20 protein-coding genes are annotated in these 22,336 nt (G+C 35.1%); 11 read left to right on the top strand and 9 right to left on the bottom strand.

Annotated features, from left to right (window positions below; translation table 11 throughout):
• Positions 1 to 190 precede the first annotated feature (190 nt).
• Positions 191 to 1,522, top strand: coding sequence for a tRNA (N(6)-L-threonylcarbamoyladenosine(37)-C(2))-methylthiotransferase MtaB (gene mtaB, locus FFWV33_RS19130; protein WP_108742382.1), 1,332 nt, complete (start codon positions 191 to 193; stop codon positions 1,520 to 1,522).
• Between the two features lie 86 nt (positions 1,523 to 1,608).
• Here mtaB and FFWV33_RS19125 read toward each other — a convergent pair whose 3' ends face one another.
• The 5 genes from FFWV33_RS19125 to FFWV33_RS19105 form a co-directional block, all read right to left on the bottom strand.
• Positions 1,609 to 5,364, bottom strand: a complete 3,756-nt coding sequence (locus tag FFWV33_RS19125; RefSeq protein ID WP_108742381.1) for a DUF3857 domain-containing protein — start codon at positions 5,362 to 5,364, stop codon at positions 1,609 to 1,611.
• A gap of 177 nt (positions 5,365 to 5,541) precedes the next feature.
• Positions 5,542 to 7,686, bottom strand: coding sequence for a VWA domain-containing protein (locus FFWV33_RS19120; RefSeq protein WP_108742380.1), 2,145 nt, complete (start codon positions 7,684 to 7,686; stop codon positions 5,542 to 5,544).
• 39 nt (positions 7,687 to 7,725) lie between these two features.
• The gene (locus tag FFWV33_RS19115) at positions 7,726 to 8,649 is read right to left on the bottom strand and encodes a hypothetical protein (protein WP_108742379.1); all 924 of its coding nucleotides are present in this window, start codon (positions 8,647 to 8,649) and stop codon (positions 7,726 to 7,728) included.
• A gap of 2 nt (positions 8,650 to 8,651) precedes the next feature.
• Positions 8,652 to 9,152 (bottom strand): RNA polymerase sigma factor, encoded by a 501-nt coding sequence (locus FFWV33_RS19110; protein ID WP_108742378.1) that lies wholly within the window; start codon positions 9,150 to 9,152, stop codon positions 8,652 to 8,654.
• Positions 9,153 to 9,869: 717 nt separating this feature from the next.
• Complete coding sequence (locus tag FFWV33_RS19105; protein WP_108742377.1) at positions 9,870 to 10,586, bottom strand: 3-ketoacyl-ACP reductase; 717 nt, start codon at positions 10,584 to 10,586, stop codon at positions 9,870 to 9,872.
• Positions 10,587 to 10,922: 336 nt separating this feature from the next.
• On the opposite strand from FFWV33_RS19105, the gene FFWV33_RS19095 reads away from it, so the two are divergent.
• Both FFWV33_RS19095 and FFWV33_RS19090 read left to right on the top strand, forming a co-directional pair.
• Positions 10,923 to 11,807 (top strand): L,D-transpeptidase, encoded by an 885-nt coding sequence (locus FFWV33_RS19095; RefSeq protein ID WP_108742375.1) that lies wholly within the window; start codon positions 10,923 to 10,925, stop codon positions 11,805 to 11,807.
• Positions 11,808 to 12,120: 313 nt separating this feature from the next.
• A complete protein-coding gene (locus tag FFWV33_RS19090) occupies positions 12,121 to 12,996 on the top strand; it encodes a PPK2 family polyphosphate kinase (RefSeq protein WP_108742374.1) in 876 nt (291 codons plus the stop codon).
• A 70-nt stretch (positions 12,997 to 13,066) separates the two neighbouring features.
• Here FFWV33_RS19090 and FFWV33_RS19085 read toward each other — a convergent pair whose 3' ends face one another.
• A complete protein-coding gene (locus FFWV33_RS19085; protein WP_108742373.1) occupies positions 13,067 to 13,255 on the bottom strand; it encodes a hypothetical protein in 189 nt (62 codons plus the stop codon).
• A gap of 80 nt (positions 13,256 to 13,335) precedes the next feature.
• On the opposite strand from FFWV33_RS19085, the gene FFWV33_RS19080 reads away from it, so the two are divergent.
• A complete protein-coding gene (locus tag FFWV33_RS19080) occupies positions 13,336 to 13,722 on the top strand; it encodes a pyrophosphohydrolase domain-containing protein (protein WP_108742372.1) in 387 nt (128 codons plus the stop codon).
• A 173-nt stretch (positions 13,723 to 13,895) separates the two neighbouring features.
• On the opposite strand, the gene FFWV33_RS19075 is transcribed toward FFWV33_RS19080, so the two are convergent.
• Positions 13,896 to 14,966, bottom strand: a complete 1,071-nt coding sequence (locus FFWV33_RS19075) for a branched-chain amino acid aminotransferase (protein WP_108742371.1) — start codon at positions 14,964 to 14,966, stop codon at positions 13,896 to 13,898.
• A 297-nt stretch (positions 14,967 to 15,263) separates the two neighbouring features.
• Between FFWV33_RS19075 and mnmC2 the strand changes: the two genes are divergently transcribed.
• From mnmC2 to FFWV33_RS19060, 3 genes are all read left to right on the top strand, one after another.
• Positions 15,264 to 15,929: a tRNA (5-methylaminomethyl-2-thiouridine)(34)-methyltransferase MnmC2 gene (gene mnmC2 / locus FFWV33_RS19070; protein ID WP_108742370.1), complete on the top strand. Its 666-nt coding sequence runs from the start codon at positions 15,264 to 15,266 to the stop codon at positions 15,927 to 15,929.
• A 112-nt stretch (positions 15,930 to 16,041) separates the two neighbouring features.
• A complete protein-coding gene (locus FFWV33_RS19625; RefSeq protein ID WP_108742369.1) occupies positions 16,042 to 16,239 on the top strand; it encodes a hypothetical protein in 198 nt (65 codons plus the stop codon).
• 210 nt (positions 16,240 to 16,449) lie between these two features.
• Entirely contained in the window at positions 16,450 to 16,647 is a 198-nt protein-coding gene (locus FFWV33_RS19060) for a hypothetical protein (protein WP_108742622.1), read from the top strand.
• Positions 16,648 to 16,718: 71 nt separating this feature from the next.
• On the opposite strand, the gene FFWV33_RS19055 is transcribed toward FFWV33_RS19060, so the two are convergent.
• Positions 16,719 to 17,660 carry a LysR substrate-binding domain-containing protein gene (locus tag FFWV33_RS19055; RefSeq protein ID WP_108742368.1) on the bottom strand — a complete coding sequence of 314 codons (942 nt, stop codon included), beginning with the start codon at positions 17,658 to 17,660 and terminating at the stop codon, positions 16,719 to 16,721.
• A gap of 104 nt (positions 17,661 to 17,764) precedes the next feature.
• Between FFWV33_RS19055 and FFWV33_RS19050 the strand changes: the two genes are divergently transcribed.
• The 4 genes from FFWV33_RS19050 (at position 17,765) to can (ending at position 21,075) form a co-directional block, all read left to right on the top strand.
• The gene (locus FFWV33_RS19050; RefSeq protein WP_108742367.1) at positions 17,765 to 18,235 is read left to right on the top strand and encodes a Dps family protein; all 471 of its coding nucleotides are present in this window, start codon (positions 17,765 to 17,767) and stop codon (positions 18,233 to 18,235) included.
• A gap of 121 nt (positions 18,236 to 18,356) precedes the next feature.
• Positions 18,357 to 18,644, top strand: a complete 288-nt coding sequence (locus FFWV33_RS19045) for a hypothetical protein (protein ID WP_108742366.1) — start codon at positions 18,357 to 18,359, stop codon at positions 18,642 to 18,644.
• Between the two features lie 81 nt (positions 18,645 to 18,725).
• On the top strand, positions 18,726 to 20,384 hold the full coding sequence (locus tag FFWV33_RS19040; protein ID WP_108742365.1) for a SulP family inorganic anion transporter: 1,659 nt from the start codon (positions 18,726 to 18,728) through the stop codon (positions 20,382 to 20,384).
• A gap of 55 nt (positions 20,385 to 20,439) precedes the next feature.
• On the top strand, positions 20,440 to 21,075 hold the full coding sequence (gene can / locus FFWV33_RS19035) for a carbonate dehydratase (protein ID WP_108742364.1): 636 nt from the start codon (positions 20,440 to 20,442) through the stop codon (positions 21,073 to 21,075).
• Positions 21,076 to 21,109: 34 nt separating this feature from the next.
• On the opposite strand, the gene FFWV33_RS19030 is transcribed toward can, so the two are convergent.
• The gene (locus tag FFWV33_RS19030; RefSeq protein WP_108742363.1) at positions 21,110 to 22,309 is read right to left on the bottom strand and encodes an LETM1-related biofilm-associated protein; all 1,200 of its coding nucleotides are present in this window, start codon (positions 22,307 to 22,309) and stop codon (positions 21,110 to 21,112) included.
• Positions 22,310 to 22,336: the final 27 nt, after the last annotated feature.

The raw sequence follows: 22,336 nt of genomic DNA, 5'->3' as shown, positions 1-22,336 counted from the left end.
GTAATTTACTAAATGAATTTGCTAGTTTAAATAGTAGTTTGTTTGGCTTCGTATAGGTGTGAGTAAATCGGTTCAAATGGCCCTAATTGCCTTTCTAAAAAGACAATAAATTAAATCCAAATTAAATTCCTTTTTTTGTAAATTTGCACACGCTAATTTTTGACAACGATTTCATTGTTAGTGCTTACTTATGGAAAATAGAAAAAAAGTTGCCTTTTATACTTTAGGATGTAAACTGAACTTTTCAGAAACATCAACAATTGCACGTAATTTTCAAGACGAAGGTTTTGATCGTGTAGATTTTGAAGACGTTGCAGATATGTATGTAATTAATACCTGCTCTGTAACTGAAAACGCCGATAAACAATTTAAACAAGTGGTTAAGAAAGCCATGAAACTCAACGACAAAGCTTTTGTAGCGGCGGTGGGTTGCTATGCGCAGTTAAAACCAGAAGAATTGGCTGCTGTAGATGGTGTTGATTTGGTGCTTGGAGCGACGGAAAAATTCAAAATCATGGATTACATCAATGATTTGAGTAAAAACGATATGGGCGAAGTACATTCTTGCGAAATATCCGAGGCCGATTTTTATGTGGGCAGTTATTCTATTGGTGATCGTACTCGTGCTTTTTTGAAAGTGCAAGATGGTTGCGATTACAAATGTACCTACTGCACAATTCCGTTGGCGAGAGGTATATCTCGTTCGGATGAATTGGAGAATGTATTAAAGAATGCTTACGATATTTCGAAACAAAACATTAAAGAAATAGTCCTCACTGGTGTTAATATCGGTGACTACGGAAAAGGTGAGTTTGGTAACAAAAAGCACGAACATACTTTTTTAGAATTAGTACAAGCCTTGGATGAGGTAGAAGGAATCGAAAGATTACGAATTTCGTCTATTGAACCGAATTTGCTAAAGAACGAGACGATTGAATTTGTTTCGAAAAGTCGCACTTTTGTACCGCATTTTCATATTCCGTTGCAATCGGGGAGTAATGATATCCTGAAAGCAATGAAACGTCGTTATCAGCGTGAAGTATACACAGAACGTGTAAACAAAATACGCGAAGTGATGCCACATGCGTGTATAGGTGTAGATGTGATTGTTGGTTTCCCTGGAGAAACTGACGAGCATTTCTTAGAAACCTATCATTTTTTGAACGAAATGGATATTTCGTATTTACACGTATTTACTTATTCTGAAAGAGATAATACTGAAGCAGCAGCAATGGAAGGAGCTATTCCTGCCAATGTACGTGCAAAGCGAAGCAAAATGTTGCGTGGGCTATCTGTAAAAAAGCGTCGTGCTTTTTATGAAAGTCAGTTAGGAACAAAAAGGACTGTTTTATTCGAATGCGAAAATAAAGAAGGATATATTCATGGTTTTACTGAAAACTATGTAAAAGTAAAAACACCTTGGAATCCCGAATTGGCAAATACCTTGCAACTAGTAAATCTTACACATATTGATGAAGACGGTGCTGTGCGAACAGAATTTGTTGAGACGGTAATGGCGTAAAGTTATCCTTAGATTGATTACAATAAAAAAGGTTCAGTTTGTTTTTACAAGCTGAACCTTTTTTCTTAATCTAAACTTTTCACTCTTTATTTAAAACCAAGTACTTGTTCTTCTTGTTCAATTACTTGTTCCACATATTTTTTATATTCAGGATACTCGGCAGTAGTAATTGTTTCCCAAGGAGTGGTTACTTTTCTAATTATCTTCAATGAATTTTTCAACAATAAATCAAATTGCATCTCAAAAGTATGTCCCTTGTAACTCAGTTTTTTGTTTTCGGGTACTTCAGAAAAAGTTTTACCTTCAGGTATATTTAGAATGATTTCGGTATCATAAGCATTATAAATCTCATAATTATAATAACAAATGTCATAGTTTCGAGTCTCTGTCGAAATGATGTCTCTAGAATAGGCTTTGTCGATAAACGGAATGTCAATTATTTTTATATTTCCAACCTTTTTCAACACATCTGGAGTGGTAAAGGTGCTTTCGTAGATCAATTCTTTATCAAATAATGATTTTGTAGTGCTCTTAATCTCTTGCAAGCTGATCACTTTACCTAGTTGATTGTTGTAGTAACTTTCAAAGTCTTTTTTTCGAATATCGTCTGTTGTAGCATCAGAGAACATTTCGTTGTAATAACTCTTTTTTGCTCCTTGAATAGAATGTTTATTTTTAAATGTTTTTCCGCTTTCAGTAATGGCAACGGTGGTTGTTGTCTTGTTGATATTTTTCAAAGCATTGTCAAACGGAATCGAAATTAACTTTGATTTTTCATTGATTTCTTTATCGAAAGATATTACTAATGCTTTCGCATGGTACAAAGAAACCGGAAGCGCCTTGAACGGTAGGTATTTGTCAGTTAGCTCAATAAAATATTCTTTGCCATCAATTTGTGTTTTTACGATGCAATGATTAAAGTCGATTGAAGGTAAGTTCAAAGTACTAGAAGCATTGTCATTGGTCAGAACCAAAACCAAATTGGCTGGTAAATTGGCCATATTGGCAAGTGCAACAAAAAGCGTTGAAACATCTTTGCAATCTCCCAATTTGGTGGTGATAGTCTTAGATGGTTTTTGAGGAATGTGACCGCTTTGTCTAAAATCTAACGAACTATAATTGATGTTAGTTTCAATAAAAGTGTAGATTTTTAAAGCAATTTCATCCTGCGAAAGTCCTTTTGTCCCATTCGGGAAAATCTGTGCAAAGGTATCTTGTGTGATTTTATCCACTTTCAAGCTTTTCTTTACCAAATCGGCATACCAATTGGAGATTTCAGACCAAGACTTGATAGTTCCAATTTGCAGTTTATTTGTTAAGTCGCTATAATTTGGAGCATAACTTTCTAATAAGGCCAAAGCAGGAACATTAGATTTTCTCCAAGTTTTAATAGTTTTGGCTCCAACTACTTTGGTGGTTGCAGTGAGCTCTCCGTTTGCAAGATCAGTGCTGTACTTCAAATTGCTAGGTGCGATCAAAATGAACACCGACTCTTGTGATGGGTACGAACTATTGAAGTTGTTAGCAATATTAAAGTCTTTGTAAAAACGGCCAGTATCATTATTGAAGTTTTCATATTGTATAGAAATAATGTCACCTACTTTCAAATTCGGAAAAACAAGCACACCATCGCCTTTTTCGGCTGGCACCACTTTTCCGTCTTCTTTTATAATTTCCGATTTTAAAACTGAGTTGCTGTAGTTTATCGAATACTCTTTTAGTTCTTCAATTCCTTTATCAGATACGATTTCGTATAAGTAAGTCACTCTTGATTTTTGTCCACCTTCGGGCAAGACGTTTACAATGTATTCGTCCAGTAAAATAGATACACCATAATCACTTGTAACCGATGGTTTTTTTCTCTCCTTCGCCAATTTGTATAGATCTTTGGCTCCATATTCAGTTATTTCATCAGGAGTACGCGTCAAATCGTATAATTGTTTTCTCAAACTTTCGTTGTTTGAATTGTGTACCAACGATTTTTTGAAAAACGTTTCAGCATCCTTATTTTTCTTTTGTAAACTGTAAATATTTCCTTTTTCGCCCATATCTGTAAACGAATAGGGAAAATTAGCTAAGTTTTCATCAACCAATTGCATAGCTTCGTCGTACTTGTTTTCTTGAATTAACTTCTTGATTTTTTTAGTTCGAATGTAATTTAGATGCGGATATTGCTTCATTCTCTTGTCAATAATAGCTTGTTCCGCTTCCTTATTATTTAAATCACTATAATAATTAAGCAGCAAATCATCGAGTTCATAGATTTCTTTGGTTTTTTCTATATCCTGTAAAATTGAAAAATACTTGTCTTTGTCGTTTTTCAATTTTAAATATAAACCAGCGGTAAGCATTCTTAAATTTTCATTTTGGAAATCTGCTTCATCAATTTTTTCTAACATAGCAAACATTCCGTTTACATCAGCGTTTCGAGAGGCAATGATAAAGTCGTACATGATCGAAAGATATTCTTGCTTATACTTTTTGGTCTTGTCTCTATATTTCTCTAATTCTTGCAAAGGTGTATTCTTCAACCATTCTTGATCGACCAATTTTTGTACTGTATTAAGGTAGTGGTCACTATCTTTATTTTCGATATTTTTTAAAATCTCGTTTACCTTCTCGGCACGATCGTCCATGGCATTGTAGTACGAAATTAAAAATCCAGACAAAAAGGAACTGTTTGGGTATTTTGTTTCTAACTCTTCAATCGCATCATAAGCTCGTACACGCTTGTTGTTGGACATATATGCCTTGAATTGCAGTAGTTTGTAAAAGATATTGTTAGGTTGACTTTTGACCAATTGATTAAAGTAAACCTCATAATCAAGTGCAACTTCTGGTCGTTCAGCATACTCCTCCTGTGCGATGGTGTATGGTTTGTATTGTGTCGTATATGTCAAATCAGTAGTAGGTGATTGATCTGTATTTTTAATTTGTGCACTAAAATAGTCGTTGTCAAAACCAATCTCTAGTTTTAACAGCAAGCGATTTTCTCCTTTTTCTAAAGGAATTTTTATCGAATAAGCATCAAAATTCGTTTTGAGTATATCTGAGTTTAGGTAGATTTCTTTATCATTCAAAAAGATCTTTATACCATGACTTGAACCAAAACTAAGTAGGTACTCCTTTTTTTCTTTCGATTCTATAAAGGTTTGTGCATAAATAATTCCTTTGCCATATTGTCCTTCATTCGAAAAGAAATAATACGGATTGTCTTGTTTGTATTTGGGATCGTACCATCCCACAAAACCGTTACTATTGGCATCAAATGTTTTATCATTTTTCGCGTAATGTTCAGGCTCATATTCTACATCAAGACCGCTGCCGTTTAAACTTTCAAAAACACCACAGAACTGCCAGTCTTTTATGGTATTAATACTTTTGTAGGTCGCCTTTGATTGGTCATACATTTTGCGTCTCCATTCATAATATCCTTTACGGTATTGTACGATAGGTAGATTTTTAAAGGAATTTGACTGTGATAAAAAATCAATTTTTTTATACGAAAGTGCATTATGTGACTCTGCCTTTATGTCGTTTAGCACTTGGCTATCATTGATTAATGGGGTGATATAGTAGCTTGCATTAGGCAAAGCTTCAATACTTTTAAGAAACGATTCATCAAAAAACAACTTACCCATTTCTTCATCAATGTAGGCATCCAATAACAACAAGTCTATGTTGGTATTTTTGGTTTTCGAAAATTGTTTATCAAATTGTTTACGCGCTTCTGCTCGATTGTTGTTCAGTAATAACTCTAATACTCCATTGTAATTAACAGGAGTTTGAGCATGCAGCAAGTTTGAAATGACAATAGCAAAGAGACAAAGGATTTTTTTCATTATCAGTAATTTTATAAGAGGGTAAATATCCTAAATTAAAAAATACCTTACAATCAAAATTTTCGAAAAAAGTAACGTTTATTGATTATTTTATTGTTCTTAAGACCATAGGCAACAAAAAACTTCAACCTTTGCTCAAAAGGTTGAAGTTTTATCGGTAATGTATAGAAAGATGTATTATTGAACAGCTTCAATTAATCGAATAAATTCTGCTCGATAACCTCCTTTGTCATCTGATAATCCTGTTGACGCCAAAGTTTCTATCGCTTCAAGATCTTTATTTGAAACTAATTTTGAATCTCGTAGTTGTAAGCCAAACCACGCCACAGATGCTGCAAATTTAAAGTCAGATGAGGCATTTTTCATTATTTGGTTACCGATGGTTTCAACCATTTCGATACTTTTTTCACCTTCTGGTTTTTTATATCTAAATTTGATTGTGGCTAGTTCATTATTAAAGGTAGGATTAGAAGTTGTAGTTTGCGAATATTTTAAATCTGAAACTACGTACTCACTCTCTAATCCAGTTGGTATGATTTCGTACAATGCCGTTACGGTATGCCCACTCCCAAGTTCACCGGCATCAATAGCGTCATTTTTAAAATCTTCTGGACGCAGTTTTCGGTTTTCATACCCAATTAATCGGTAGGATTGTACGTGTTTTGGGTTGAATTCAATTTGAATTTTGACATCTTTGGCAATGGCAAACATGGAGCCTTTAAATTCTTTGCTCAAAAAACGGTTCGCCTCTTGTATGTTGTCAATGTACGCATAGTTTCCGTTGCCTTTGTTGGCCAAAATTTCCATTTTGCTGTCTTTGTAATTTCCCATTCCATATCCTAAACACGTCAAGAATACGCCTGATTTTCTTTTCTCTTCGATCAAAGTTTCCATTTCTTTATTTCCGGAACTTCCCACGTTAAAATCTCCGTCTGTTGCTAGAATTACTCTGTTATTTCCTCCTTTGATAAAGTTTTCAGCTGCGGTATTGTACGCCAACTCAATTCCGGCACCACCAGCAGTACTTCCTCCTGATTGTAATTTGTCAAGGGCATTCATAATAGTACGTTTTTGATCTCCCGCTGTAGGAGGCAAAACCAATCCCGCTGCGCCTGCATAAACTACGATTGCCACTTTGTCTTCTTTGCGTAATTCGTTTACCAAAATTTTGAAAGACTGTTTCAATAAAGGTAATTTGTTGGCGTCACTCATTGAGCCCGAAACATCAATCAAAAAAACTAAGTTAGACGCGGGCAAATCGTCGGTCGGAATGTTTTTCCCTTGCAAACCTATTTTCAATAACTGGTGTTTAGGGTTCCATGGACAATTACTGTATTCGGTATTGATCGAAAACGGATGTTCAGTTTTAGGCTGCGGATAGTTGTATTTAAAGAAATTCATCATCTCTTCAATGCGCACAGCATCTTTAGGAACCGCTTGTCCATTGTTGATCATGCGGCGTATGTTGGTGTACGAGGCATTGTCCACATCAATAGAAAAAGTTGAAAGCGGCGCATTTTTTGGCGATTCAAATTGATTTTCGACAAAACTGTCATAATCTTCTTGATTCGGAATCGGTGTTGGTGTAGGCGAGACCTTCAACTTGTCAAGTTCTTTTTTCAACTCTTTTTCACTTAACCCCTTGTATTGTTGGTTTTTGGTCGAAATTATAATCACACCATTTGAACTTCTATTTCCGTAAATCGCCGCCGCACCAGCATCTTTCAAAATATCCACCGATTCAATATCTTGCGGATTTATTTTTGGTTCGCTTGCATACGGAACACCGTCAACTACATACAACGGCTGGTTCTTATTTATAGATGCCGCTCCTCTTATTACGATTTGAGAAGGGGAATTGTTAGTTTGAGTGATTTGCACTCCCGCAACACGTCCTTGTAAAGCATCTGAAACCATATTTGGGCTATAGTTTTTATACTCATTATTACGAACGATTGATACCGCACCGGTTACTTCTTTCCTCTTGTGGGATCCATAACCTACGACTACAACTTCTTCTAATTTAGCATCCGAAGGATCTAGTTGGACATTAATTGTTTTTTTGTTGTTGATCTTTATAGTTTTCGAATTATAGCCAATATAACTAAATACAAGTGCGCCATTAATTTGAGCGGTGATAGTGTAATTTCCGTTAAGATCGGCAGTGGCATTGGTTTTGGTTCCTTTTGCAGTGATGGCAGCACCCGGTAAAGGTAGTTTTGACTCGTCGGTTATTGTTCCGGTAATCGTGATTTCTTGCCCAAAAGTTAGGACAGAAAAAAGCATAGCAATGGCTAATGAAAGAAGTTTTAGACTTTTCATATGGTTGTTTTTTAGAATGTTAGTATTATTTTTTAATGTTTATTGTTGAAGAGGTTTACCGTTTTTAGTAGCGATAATTACGACTCCTTTTTTTCCTTTTTGACCATATTTTTCAATGGCTTGTTCGTTTTGCAAAACGGTAAGAGACTCTATTTTTTGTTTACTCAAAGGCGCATAAGGACTCGTCGGATGTTGCCCAAACAAAGATTCTTCGTCATATTCCACACCATTAATGATGTAGAGTGGGGCATCAAGAACGACCAACGATTCTACTTCGTCTTCGTACTTGTTCGTAATAGCTTCTTTGGCATCTGCTACCGATTTGTATTTTTTACTCGAAACCAAATCACCATTCATAACCACTAAAGGGGCATTGGCTACGGGAGATTTTTGAATATCAGCAACTGTTGCTTGTGGCTCACTTTTACCGTACGCACTTTGAACAGTAATAGCTTCGTAAATTTTTCCTCTTCGAAAGTGACTGCTGCTTGCGGCTTGGCTTTGTCTCTGCAACTTATTTTTTTCTACAGCCATTTGTAGCTCTTCTGCTTTTGCTTCTACTTCTTGGAGTGCAACAGCTTTTGTCTTGTCGGTCTCTTTGGTAGAAACGACCTGCGTTTGTTGTTCAATCACCTTTTTAATTTGCACAGTATCAATCAATAGTGGCGCATTGGCTTTTTCTTCTATTATTTTGTTGGTTTTGCTGTCTTGCACGACAACTGGTTTTCCGATTATTGGAAAAGTAGTTTTTGGTTTTGTCAATTGATATCCTAGTGAAACAACTAATAAAATAGAAGCAGCTATCGCCAATTTTTTCCAAACCTTAGTTTTGGTAACCAAAACTTCTTGGTCTAGCTTTTCATCCACACGCACCCAAACTTTGTCCATACCCGGAAAGGCTTGGTTCTCGGCTTGTTGAGCAGCCTGCTTGATTTGGTTAAATAATTTATCTTGATTGTCCATGACTAATTCGATTTTTTGTAATACATTTTATTTACTAATTCTTTCAACTTGGTTTTGGCGGCGTTCAATTGTGATTTTGATGTGCCTTCAGATATTTGAAGCATTTTCGCAATCTCCTTGTGTCCGTAGCCTTCAATCACAAAGAGATTAAAAACTGTTTTGCAGCCGTCCGGTATCTGGTTGAGTAATTCTAGTAAATCATTTTCTTCAAGATGCGTGTCTTCGTCCGTATAAGGTAGCTCAATGGTTTTTACATCGTCTAGATACATATTGAAGTTGGTTTTCTTCTTGATGGTTGCCAAACAATGGTTCACTGCAATCTTACGTGCCCAAGCTTCAAAAGCACCAATTTCTTTCAGCTGATCCAGTTTGGTAAATATGGTAAAGAAAGCATCGGCCAAAGCTTCCTCAATTTCTTCTTCTTTTTTCAGGTAGCGCTTGCAACTCGCATAGAGTTTGGGTGCAAGTAATTCATACACTTGACGCTGGGCGTCTCGCTGCATTTTTTTACACGCTAATATTAGATTTTCGTTTATCACAATAGTGTCTTTACTATTAAAGAGAGTAAATTAATCAAAAAGGTTGGGAGAGGAGTGAAATATTTTTTTAATTAACGATTTTCGATTAATGAATTTTGATTTTTGATGTTTCCTCAGATTGTGGATTTAGTGCTTCAAATTGATTTTTTGAAGTTGAAAAGGGATAGAAATTTTTTGATTAACGATTTTCGATTAACGATTTCTGATTTTTGATTTTTCCTCAGATTGTGAATTTAGTGCTTCAAATTGATTTTTGAGTTTGACCTTTGAAGTTGATTTTTGAAATTGACATTTGAAGTTGAAAACGAATAGAAATTTTTTGATTAACGATTTTCGATTAACGATTTCTGATTTTTGATGTTTTCTCAGATAGTGAATTTAGTGCTGCAAATTGAATTTTGAGTTTGACTTTTGAAGTTGATTTTTGAGATTGACATTTGAAGTTGAAAACGAATAGAAATTTTTTGATTAACGATTTCTGATTTTTGATGTTTTTCCAGATTTTGAATTTAGTACTTCAAATTGATTATTTGAGCTTGATTTCTGGAGTTGATTTTTGAAATTGACATTTGAATTTGATTTTTTGAAACAAAACATTTACATTGGCCTTAGCCAAAAAAAAAAGCCCACAAAGTTTAAAAAATAAACGCTGTGGACCTCTGTATTTTTTTACGAAACAATCTACGGGTTAGTAGACCAAATACTACTGTTTTTAATAAACACACGACGATTAAGTTTCAATTGCGCTACAATTAATTCGGCAATATCCTCAGATTGCATTACTTTTTCAGGGTTACCATCTGTAAGTTTCAAATCTTTGGCCATATCAGTTGCCACGGTACTTGGTGTCAAAGCGGTCACACGTATGTTGTGCTTGCGGACCTCTTGCATCAACGAATCAGTTAATCCCAAAACCGCAAATTTTGAAGCGCTGTATGCACTTGTAACAGCATTTCCGTTCAATCCAGCAGTAGACGAAATATTAATTATGTCACCTGATTTTTTCTCGATCATATTTGGCAAAATTGCGCGCGTCATATAATACGTACCCATCAAGTTTACCTGGATAATGCGTTCCCAGTCTGCCACTTCCATTTCCATAAAAGTTCCAAAAGCTGCAATTCCGGCATTATTGATCAAAATATCGATAGTCCCAAATTCGGCCAAAGCCTTCTCTGCAGCTGCATTCACAGATGTAATGTCAGTAACGTCAGCCGTAATTGCCAAAGCTTTTACACGCAATGCGCTTGCTTTGGCAGCCACATTGTCAATTTCGGCTTGCGTTCTCGCTACCAAAACTACGTTTACACCTTCTTTTGCCAGTGCCAATGCAATCGCTTTTCCTATTCCTTTTCCAGCACCGGTAATCAGCGCTGTTTTATTTTTTAAATCAGTCATTTTTCCTATTTTTTGATAAAATCAAAGTTACGGTATTGATCTTTCCTATGACAACAAATCGGTGTGAAATAAACGCTAATATTTTTCAACTCCTATATATGTATGTCACTATTTGGGCGTATCCTGCAGCCCTCGAAGGGTCGGGGCTGCAGGCCGGGCTCTTCGCTATATCTTTTTTGGGGCAAAAAAAGCCCCAAAAAAGGATGCCGCTGCGATCCCTTACGCATGCGTACGGTCGTAAAATGAGAGAATCTGAAAATTCGATAACATTTTTAAAAAATCCTATAACAACAACCAAGCACTGCTTGCTGATCTTTGTAAAACAAAATTAAAGTTATGAAAACGTATATCCTTTTTCCCTTATCGCTTGCTTTTGGATTGTTATCCTGCAAGAATATAGATGCTAATAAAGATCAAAATAATGTGGTCGAAACTGAAGCCGTAACTGAAAAACCAATTCCTGTTCGTGAAAAAATGGGAGGAATTGAATATAAAAAGCAAGCTACAAAAGCATGGCTAAAAACAAATGCAAAAAATGCTAGTGCGATGCAAATCGTGACAGACCTTAATCGTACAGATGCTAAAAATCTAGCAACAATGGATTCTATTATAGTTCCGTCAAAGTTAGATGGAAAGAGAGAGGATTATTTACCGTTCCCTTTGCAAGTACAGGCGTTAAAAGGTGTCGATCGCATTTTGTTTTTTTCTTATGCGACACAAACGTTTGCCGCTTACCAAAACGGATCACTAGTGTACACAGGTCCAACCAACATGGGGCGCGAAAAGGACCCCACACCAACGGGATTGTTTTTCACGAATTGGAAAGCCGAAAAAACAACTAGCACCTTCAATGATGAGTGGGATTTGAAATGGAATTTTAATATCGAAAATAAATTGGGTGTTGGTTTTCACCAATACTCATTACCAGGATATCCAGCGTCGCACTCGTGCTTGAGATTACAAGAGAAAGATGCAAAATATCTATACGATTGGGCAAACCAATGGGTTTTGGCCGACAAAGAAACTGTAAAGGCTAAAGGAACGCCAGTTATTGTTTTTGGAGAATATCCGTTTAAGGGGAACAAACCTTGGTTGCAATTATTGACTACACCAGATGCTTTTCAATTATCTGAAGATGAAATTAGTCAAGTTGTGGCACCAAAAATGGATACCATTTTAAAAGAACAAAAGAATAGTAAGCTCGTAGCACAAAATAAATAGTAGGTTTAGTTTTTGGGGTGATAGACGGCTAGTTGTTTCAACTAGTCGTTTATCTTTTTTAGGCTAATTTGGTTTTTAAAAAACAGAATCGAGATATTTATCAAAGATCGTTTTTGATCGTTCGAATGCCTAGCCCTGATTATAGTGAAAATACTTTGCAGTGGAATTGTGTTTTTTGTGGAAGAAACAGAGCGACTGAAAGAAGCTCCTGTGGCGACCTAACAAAAAAACAATTGCGCAAAAAGTATTGCAACGGAAAGCAGGAAATTGCTCCATGTCTAGTATATTTACGTAAACAAAAATTAATAAACAGATGAAATCAATAGATCCAAAAGACTTTAAAGTAACAGCACCCATACAATTAAAAGATATTCCGACTGACTTGAATAACAAAGCAAGTGATGATGATAAGGAGGATAAACTTGATAATGTACGCGAAAAATTGAGCGAATTGCAAGATGTGATGTATGCCCACAATCGTTATGGGGTTTTGATTTGCCTGCAAGGAATGGATACGTCGGGTAAGGACAGTTTGATTCGAGAAGTTTTTAAGGAGTTTAATGCTAGAGGAGTGGTGGTTAATAGTTTTAAAACACCTAACTCAACGGAGTTGGAGCATGATTATTTATGGAGACACTATATTGCATTGCCAGAGAAAGGGAAGTTTGCGATTTTTAACCGTACGCATTACGAGAATGTACTTGTGACGCGTGTGCATCCTGAGTATATATTGAACGAGAATTTACCTGGAATCGAAAAAATACAAGATATAACGCCACAGTTTTGGGAGGATAGAATGGAGCAAATCAATAATTTTGAAAAGCACATTACGCAAAACGGTACGATTGTGATCAAATTTTATTTCCACATGAGCAAAGAGGAGCAACGCAAACGTTTATTGCGCCGATTGGAAAATGAGGAACACCATTGGAAATTTTCGCCAGGAGATTTGAAGGAACGTGAACATTGGGACGAATATATGCAATACTACGAAGAAGCAATCAATAAGACGGCTACAGAAAATGCACCTTGGTACATTGTTCCATCAGATGATAAGGATATGGCGCGCTATATCGTAGCCAAAATCATTTGGGAAGAAATGCAAAAATACACCGATATAAAAGAACCTGAATTGGATGATAAGGTAAAAATGAATTTTGCTATGTACCGAGAGCAATTGAAGGAATAATAGAAAAGGCTGTTTCAAAATCATGAAACAGCCTTTTTACTTATATACCAATTTGATAACGGTCTATGAATTATCGTTTGAAATAGATTTTGATTATAAACAGTAAACTTATGAAGAGGATAAAGCCCAAGAGAACTTTGTAATTCCCTTTGTAATACACCTTGTGTAGTGCCAAATCTTTGCGATAGGAGTAGATGGCTGCAATTACAAAGGCAACAAAAAAACATACAGCAAATACCAATTGTCCTGAACTAAACATAGTTTTATTTTTTTTGACAAAAGTAAGCAATTGTATAGTATTTGTTGCTAATTTGCCTTTTCATTTAAACGTTAAAAATTATGCAAAAACAATTAGAAGCAGTCAAGGAGTTTCATACCGCATTTAAAATTGGTCACAGTGATAAGCCTATTGCTAATTTGCCTGAAGAGAAAAAAATCCTTCGTTATAAGTTAATGAAAGAGGAGAATGAAGAGTATCTTGAAGCAGTTCAAAATGATGACTTGGTCGAAATTGCCGATGCGCTCGGAGATATGATGTATATTTTGTGTGGTACCATTATCGAACACGGTTTGCAACACAAAATCGAAGAAGTTTTTGACGAGATTCAGCGTAGTAATATGAGTAAGCTTAGTGCAGACGGAAATCCAATTTACCGTGAAGATGGAAAAGTAATGAAAGGCCCTAATTATTTTAAACCCGATTTCTCGAAAATATTAGACAAATAAAAAAGAGCGATTTTCTATCAGAAAATCGCTCTTTTGCTTTATGTAAAACTAAACTAAGATTTTATAAAGTTATTCTAGTTCACAAAATTTAAAACCACAATCATAAAAGATATAATTGTCGCTAAAATAAAAACTTAGAAACTCAGTATCTTAGAAGCTTAGTATCTTACTGATTAGGATACTTTAACCGTCCACCCGTAAGTGTCTTCGATTAATTTGTGTTGCATGTTTGTCAATTTCTCTTTTAAAATCATAGCAAAAGAGTCTGAAACTTTCGGTAGTTCATAGTATTCGTCTCTGTAGGAGAAACCAGCAATTGGGCTGATCACCGCTGCAGTACCTGCACCAAAAATTTCTTTTAACGATCCGTTTTTAGATGCTTCAACTAGTTCAGATACCAAAACTGGACGAACCTCTATATCCAATCCTTCTTTTTTTGCCATGTCGATCAAACTCTTTCTGGTTACACCGTCAAGAATTCTTTCGCTTACTGGAGCAGTAAATAAGGTATCGTTGATTCTGAAGAAAACATTCATAGTTCCCGCTTCCTCTAGTTTGGTATGCGTTGCATCGTCTGTCCAGATGATTTGTTGAAAACCTTGTTTGTTTGCCAAACTAGTTGGGTAAAATTGCCCAGCATAGTTACCCGCAGTTTTTGCAGCTCCAATTCCGCCATTGGCAGCACGGCTATAGTGCTCAGCGATCAAAACTTTTACTTCTCCTGAATAATATGCTTTTGCAGGTGAAAGAATAATCATGAATTTATAGTCTTCAGATGGATTTGCGATAACGCCTTCACCTGTAGCAATCAAAAAAGGTCTGATATATAATGTATTTCCAAGTCCTTTTTTGATCCATTCATGATCCAATTTCAATAATTCGTTAAGTCCGTTCATAAAAACTTCTTCTGGAACCTCTGGCATAGCCATACGAACTGCAGACGAATTAAATCGATTGAAATTTTCATCAGGTCTAAACAACCATATAGAATCTTGTTCATCCTTATATGCTTTCATACCTTCAAAAATAGCTTGGCCATAATGAAAAACGCGAGCAGATGGATCTAACAAAAAAGGTGCATACGGTTTAATGACGGGTGTTTGCCATTCTCCATTTTTAAAATCACACTCCAATAAATGATCTGTGAAGACAGATCCAAAGTTTAGGTTGTCAAAATCAACTTGGTTGATTTTTGAAGTTGCTACTTTGTTTATTTCAATTTTGTTAGCTTGAGTTGTACTCATAATTAGGTAATGTTATGTGTTATTTTGTTAGAAAATGAATTCTCAGTGGCCTCTTTTTTGCGAATCACTGTTAAAAAATTTCCGTTCAAGCAAAAATAAAGAAAAAAGTACAATAAAAACCTGCTCTCGCAATTAAAATTTTTCTAAATATTTTTAGTGTAGTATCCCAAAAGATTTACTTGAGTTTTGTAGTAGATAATTGAAATAAGACTTTATTTTTATCTAATTTGTTTTTGTTTTGGTTAATTTTGCTTGACGCCAAAATAGGAATGGCAGAAATTTAAACAATCGATTATTTTGGAAAGAGAAATTATACAGACTGAAGACGGTTCAACAACTATACATATAAAGGAGTGGAATGAAAACTACCATTCAAAACATGGTGCCATTCAAGAGGCGCAACACGTATTTATCAAAAATGGGTTAGCACTTTTTGCAAAACAGCCCGTTTCAATTCTTGAAATTGGTTTTGGTACCGGTCTGAATGCCTTTATCACTTTTTTGGAAAGTAAAAAGATGGAGCAGACTATAACCTATACCGGCGTAGAAGCCTACCCTATATCTGCGGAAGAGTTAGAGGCTATGAATTATGTAACCGAACTGAATGCAGATGACCAAAAACCAGTTTATGATCAAATGCATCAAATTGCTTGGGGAGAGAGGGTGCAAATAGACAATTCTTTTAGTTTAGAGAAAAGGCAACAATTTTTTGAAGCCATTGACGATGTACAACAATTTGACCTTATTTATTTTGATGCTTTTGGTTACCGCGTGCAACCTGAGCTATGGAGTACAGAAATTTTCAGAAAAATGTATAATGCCTTGAAAGATAATGGTGTTTTGGTCACTTATGCTGCACGTGGTGTAGTAAAAAGAAGCATGATCGAGGTTGGTTTTACCGTCGAAAAGTTAGCTGGTCCTCCTGGTAAAAGAGAAATGTTTAGGGCCACTAAAAAGCCATAAATTATATTCGTAGTATTTCGTTTTCAAAAATAATTGTTAAAAATACACGCTTTATTGTACAAAATGTGTATTTTTACTCACAAGTAATTTATAAACAACAATTTTTTTAGTTATGTCTAAAGTAATGTTTGACTACACGAAGTCTATCTTAGAGCGCGTTAGTTTCGATCCTTTATTGTTTGGTAAGGAATTACAGAAAGCAATAAAAACATTGTTACCTTTCGAATTGGAAGAATTAAAGCAGTGGCTCTATGTGTTTGTCGTTGAGAAACCGGAGTTACAACAATGTTTGCTCATCGTTAACCGATAATAGTATATCAGGAACCTTTTCGGGTTCCTTTTTTTTTACTATTTTATTAATTAAAAGTCTTATTTGATTGAGTTTATTTATAAGTAAAAATTTACATTTAAATATATTTTATGTATTTAATCGATTATTTTGTGTTTTTTAACGTAAAAACTAGTCTTCTTTTGTACCTTGCAGAAGAATAAAAAAATTAATCTTTTAAACCTAATTGTTATGTCAAGAATGATTTATGATTACACAAAAGGGATGCTCGAAAGAGCAAGTTTGGATCCGATTCGTTTTTCGAAAGAATTAAGAAAGGCAGCAAATATTTTACTGCCGTATGAGATCGAACATTTAAGAAATTGGCTTTTATATTTTACAAGTGAGAAACCCATGTTAAAAAAATGTCTCACAATTGTAAACAAATAGTCGCTCTTTTTGCCCCATCGAAAAGAATACTGAAAGAAATAAAAAAAGGAACCCTTTGTAGGTTCCTTTTTTTATTTCTTCTGCAATGGGCTGATGATTTGTACGTTTTGAAAAACAATCGCTCCCTTGATTACACCCGCTATGGTACTACGCAAGGCATCAATAATCTGGATTTTTAATTCGTTTTTTGGATAAATTAAACTCACCTCACGTGCTGGCTTTGGTTCTACAAAATGACGCAGTTTTTGTTTGTCTTTCTCCTTCAGGTCAAGTGTGTGTAAAAACGGTAGGAGTGTGGTTCCTAAACCCTCGTCTGCAAGTTTGATTAAAGTCTCAAAACTACCACTTTCTATTTGAAATCGATTTGTATCATTATTGTTGCTGTTTTTGCACAAGTTTATAATTCCGTCTCTAAAACAGTGACCGTCTTGAAGGAGTAATATTTCATCAAGGTTTAAGTCGTTGATCTCGATCTCTTTCTTCTGAAAATGTTCATGATTTTCGGGAATGTAGGCAACAAATGGTTCGAAGTACAAAACAACTTCTTTAATTTTTTCTTCCATCAATGGGGTAGCCGCAATTGCAGCATCAAGATGTCCGTTGTTTAGTTTGGTTATAATTTCTTCGGTATTCAATTCTTCGATAATCAATTTAACTTTAGGATATTTATTGATGAAGTTGCTTAGAAACATAGGTAGCAAGGTTGGCATAATCGTCGGGATGATTCCCAATCTAAATTCGCCACCTATAAAGCCTTTCTGTTGTTCGACAATATCCTGAATACGATCGGCTTCGTTTACTATATTTTTGGCTTGGTTTACAATTTTCTGACCAATATCAGTCAATTGAATGGGTTTTTTGCTACGGTCAAAAATGGTGATGCTTAACTCTTCTTCTATTTTCTGAATTTGCATACTCAAGGTCGGTTGAGTAACAAAACATTTTTCGGCAGCTAGTGTAAAGTTTTTGTGTTCTGCTACTGCAAGAACATATTTCAATTGTGTGATGGTCATTGATAGTATTATTTGATACAAAGATAAATACTATCAATTTACTTTATAGTTTATTTGCTAGTTTTCTCTGTAAATTTGTTGGTATAAATAATAAAATAATAAGTATGAAAACGAATAGTATAGGTTTAGCAGTTCAAGAATCAGTAAAAATGGTAGAAAGTTTAAATGTTTTACTATCGAATTTTCAAATTTATTACCAAAACCTTAGGGGCTTACATTGGAATATTAAAGGAAAACGCTTTTTTGATCTTCATATTAAATTTGAAGAATTATACAATGACTCTCAATTAAAAATCGATAGCATAGCCGAGCGTATTTTAACACTCGAGGGAGCACCGCTGCACACATTTGAAGATTATATTCAGAAATCAATCATCCCAGTGGGGAAAGACATATCAAATGATGAGAAAGCAGTACAGTTGGTGGTTGATTCTTTGTCTTTACTATTGCAGTTAGAACGCAAAGTTTTGGAAGATGCGGCTGCAATGAACGATGAAGGAACCAACTCAATGATGAGTGACTTTATCGCTGAACAAGAAAAAACAACTTGGATGCTAAAAGCATGGTTAGCATAATAAGTATAGTGAGTTGATTTGTAGAAGTCTAGTGTCTAAAACATAGGAAATGTGTTAATTTTTTTTTAACTTTATAAAAAAGAGAGTCCTTTTTTCAGGAATAAGTTTATTTTTGTAACGTATGAAATTAATCGCTAGACTTTTATTTTTCTTGTTTGTTGCCTTTCTATTAGCGCCCACTGTGGTGATTCTACTAGAAAAGCAATGCGATATTTCGTCTATCTGTAAATTTTCAGAAGAGGAGCATGAACATAATAATGATGTTCAAGTTGTCGAAAATACGATTGTTTTTTACCCCAACTTTTTGATTGTAAAAATCAATAATTCTAGTTTAATTCTTTCTGAAAACCTGTCAAAGCATGATAAGGTTTCTGCCAAAATATATTCTCCCCCTCCCGATTTAGCATAGTTTCTTTCGAATAATAAGTTAAAAACAGCTTGTAAATTTGTATTTACGGTCGTTTTTATTTTCAATTTATATAAAAGTAGTATGTCAAAAAAAATCAATCTTTTTGCCAACCTTAAGTCAGATTTTGCTGCAGGGTTGGTCGTGTTTTTAGTGGCTTTACCCTTGTGTTTGGGTATTGCAATGGCTTCTGGAGCCCCACTTTTTTCTGGAATTATCTCAGGTATTATAGGCGGACTTGTAGTGGGATATTTAAGCCAATCGCATATTAGTGTTTCTGGTCCTGCGGCGGGTTTAACTGCTATTATCCTTACGGCAATCACCGACTTTGGAGCGTTTGATATCTTTTTAACCTCAGTCTTTATTGCTGGATTACTACAATTAGGATTAGGTTTTATCAAAGCGGGTAGTATTTCAAACTACTTTCCTACCAACGTAATCGAAGGAATGCTTGCCGGTATTGGTGTGATTATTATTCTAAAACAAATTCCGCATGCGTTTGGATATGATGCCGATTTTGAAGGTGATCAATCGTTTGTACAGGGAAATGGTGATAACTCCTTTTCTTCACTGTTCGAAATTTTCGGACACATTCAACTTGGTGCTGTTCTTGTAACCGTAGTTTCATTGATTATCTTAATTTCATGGGATAGAGTGCCATTTTTGAAAAAATTAAAACTTATTCCTGGAGCGTTGATTGCAGTATTGGCTGGAATTGCATTAAATGAATTTTTCATTTTAACAGGTAGTGATTTGGCAATTGCCAATACGCACTTAGTTTCGTTACCAGTTCCAAAATCGTTTGATGATTTTAAAGAGATCATAGTTACTCCAAATTTTGCAGGAATTACCAATCCTAAGGTGTGGATTACCGGAATAACCATTGCTATTGTTGCATCAATCGAAACATTGTTGTGTATTGAGGCTGCAGATAGAATGGACGCGCAAAAAAGATATACCAATACCAATGTGGAGTTAAAAGCCCAAGGAATTGGGAATATGGTGAGTGCTCTTTTGGGTGGTTTGCCTATGACATCCGTTGTGGTTCGTACCTCTGCCAATAATAATGCAGGTGCCAAATCAAAAATGTCTGCCATCATACACGGTGTTTTGTTACTATTGAGTGTAGTGGCTATACCGGTTTTGCTAAACAAGATTCCGTTGGCTACTTTGGCTACCATATTAATTTTGGTAGGGTATAAGTTGGCAAAGCCAGCTACTTTTGTTCATTTTTGGCACAAAGGGAAATATCAATTTATACCTTTTATAGCAACACTTGTAGCTGTAGTAGCTACTGATTTGCTAAAAGGGGTAATGCTAGGAATGATAATTAGTATTATTTTTATCTTGAAAGGAAACCTGAAAAGAGCTTACAGTTTCAAGAAAGATGAATATGTTGATGGTGACGTTATTCATATTGACTTAGCACAAGAAGTTTCGTTTCTTAATAAGGCTTCTATAAAACAAACTTTAAATGCTATTCCAGAAAATTCGCGTGTGATCATCAATGCACATGATACAGTGTACATTGCACATGATATTTTGGATTTAATAAGTGAGTTTAAAGAAATTCGAGCAAAAGAAGAAAATATTAAAGTGAAACTGAAGGGGTTCAAAGACGCTTATGATTTAGAAAATGCTACAGAAAGTTATAATCATGTGACAGTGGAGCATTATTATGATGTTGCTAAGCGAAAACTAGTCAAAAAAGAAACCGCAGAAACCGCTTTTGACGATAAATAATCGTTTTAATGAGTACCTTTATATACCAAGAAATAAAAGAAACAAATAAAAAGATATGAAAGCATTTTATCAACAAATACTTGAAAATAATAAGCAATGGGTAGAATCAAAATTAGCCATTGACGAAAACTATTTTGCCGATTTGGCGAAAGGTCAAAATCCCCCTTTATTATGGATCGGATGCTCTGATAGTAGGGTGCCTGCAAACGAAATTATAGGTGCAAAACCAGGAGAGGTTTTTGTACACCGTAATATTGCCAATATGATTGTACACTCTGATATGAACATGCTTAGCGTATTGGATTATGCTGTGAATGTATTGAAAGTGAAACACGTAATTGTATGTGGACATTATGGTTGCGGAGGTGTGAAAGCCGCAATGGGTAATTCCTCTATCGGAATTATTGACAACTGGATTCGTCACATCAAAGATGTATACCGTTTACACAAAGACTATTTAGATTCTATTGAAGATGAAACGACTCGCTTTAATACCTTTGTTGAAATCAATGTCAAAGAGCAAGTATTTGATTTGTCCAAAACATCAATCGTGCAAGGGGCTTGGAAAAATGGCCAAGACCTTATGATACATGGTTGGGTGTATGGATTGAATTCAGGTTATGTAACCGACTTGGAAGTGAATATTAGTTCGAATGCAGAATTAGACGAAGTATACCAACTGAAGTTTTAATACAAAAGAAAATCGCCATCAAGGCGATTTTTTTTTATTCGTTATCCAGATTTTCATTAAATGCTGAGGGCAACATTTTAGGAATAAATTTGATGAGTATAGGCAGTAATAAACTCCCGCCGGGTAATAGAAAAATAGTTAAAGAGGGAATCGTTTTACAAATGTCTAACAGTTGCTTCTTTACTTTTTTCTTTTCTTTTTCGTCCAAATCTCTAGTGGTAGAATGTGCCAATAAAATCATTAGCTCCTTGCTTCCAGAAATTTCTTTAAACAGCCTATTTTTATTTCGAATAATAAGCGTTTCGACACTTTTGGTTGTCTGGTCGTAAAAATGCTTAACCGGATTGGAGTAATTAAAATACGGAATGTCTTTTTTGTACTGCGAAATAAAAGCATCGGTATCTTTAATACTTTCTTCAACAAAGTCATCATTGATATTCAGTTTTTCGGCTAATTTGTATAAAAAATAAGCTTCTTCATTCTCGACTTTTCCATCATTCCATAATGACATACCTGCCATGTCGAGCAAATAATATTTTTCTAAATTAGAACTTAAATGAGATAAATTGAGTTCGTCTATATTTTGAATGTTAATGTTCGAAAATTTGCTGTATCGCACAGAAGCTTCAAAAAGCTTAATTAGCAAATCATCGTATTTAGATTGATTTGTTTTGGTCTTTAGCGAAAGCGAAACAACACTGATAACTGCTTCTTCAATCTTTTTTAAATATTTCTCAGGCAAAGCACCATGTATGAGGTATTGCCTGAAGGCGAGTACATCAATAAAAAGCAAAGCATTTGTCACAATATGCGAAAAGTTTTTGCTCACCATATCTATATTAGTCTGCACACGATCATCTATAATTTTTTCTAAATTGAAAGAAGGCGGACTGTTTGGTAGTATCTTTTTTAAAAAATTGAATCCATGTGGACTCATTGAATTATAAAAATCAAGTGCCTTGAGTATGAACAAGTCTGTTTTGTCATCTGAAACCTCTAGCCTGTACGTGGCGTGCAAGATGTTGAGTAACGCTACTTTTGGCATTTCGTTCTGAACCCAACCCTTGGTATTGATAGGAGTTTCTGTTTCGAATGAAATTACATGACCATAAATAAACCCAGTCTTGCGTATTTTTTGATAAAAAACATCCAAATCGTTAGTTAAAACGGTTGTTGTTGGTTCTTGAGTTGCAAAATATTTATCGATCCAGCCTGGAGCAGATGGGTTAATCATAATGTTGTATTGAAGCTACAAAGTTAC

Source organism: Flavobacterium faecale (genome assembly GCF_003076455.1).
Classification (GTDB): Bacteria; Bacteroidota; Bacteroidia; order Flavobacteriales; family Flavobacteriaceae; genus Flavobacterium; species Flavobacterium faecale.
The sequence above is the reverse complement of the archived record's forward strand: the minus strand, read 5'-3'. Positions and strand labels throughout refer to the sequence as shown.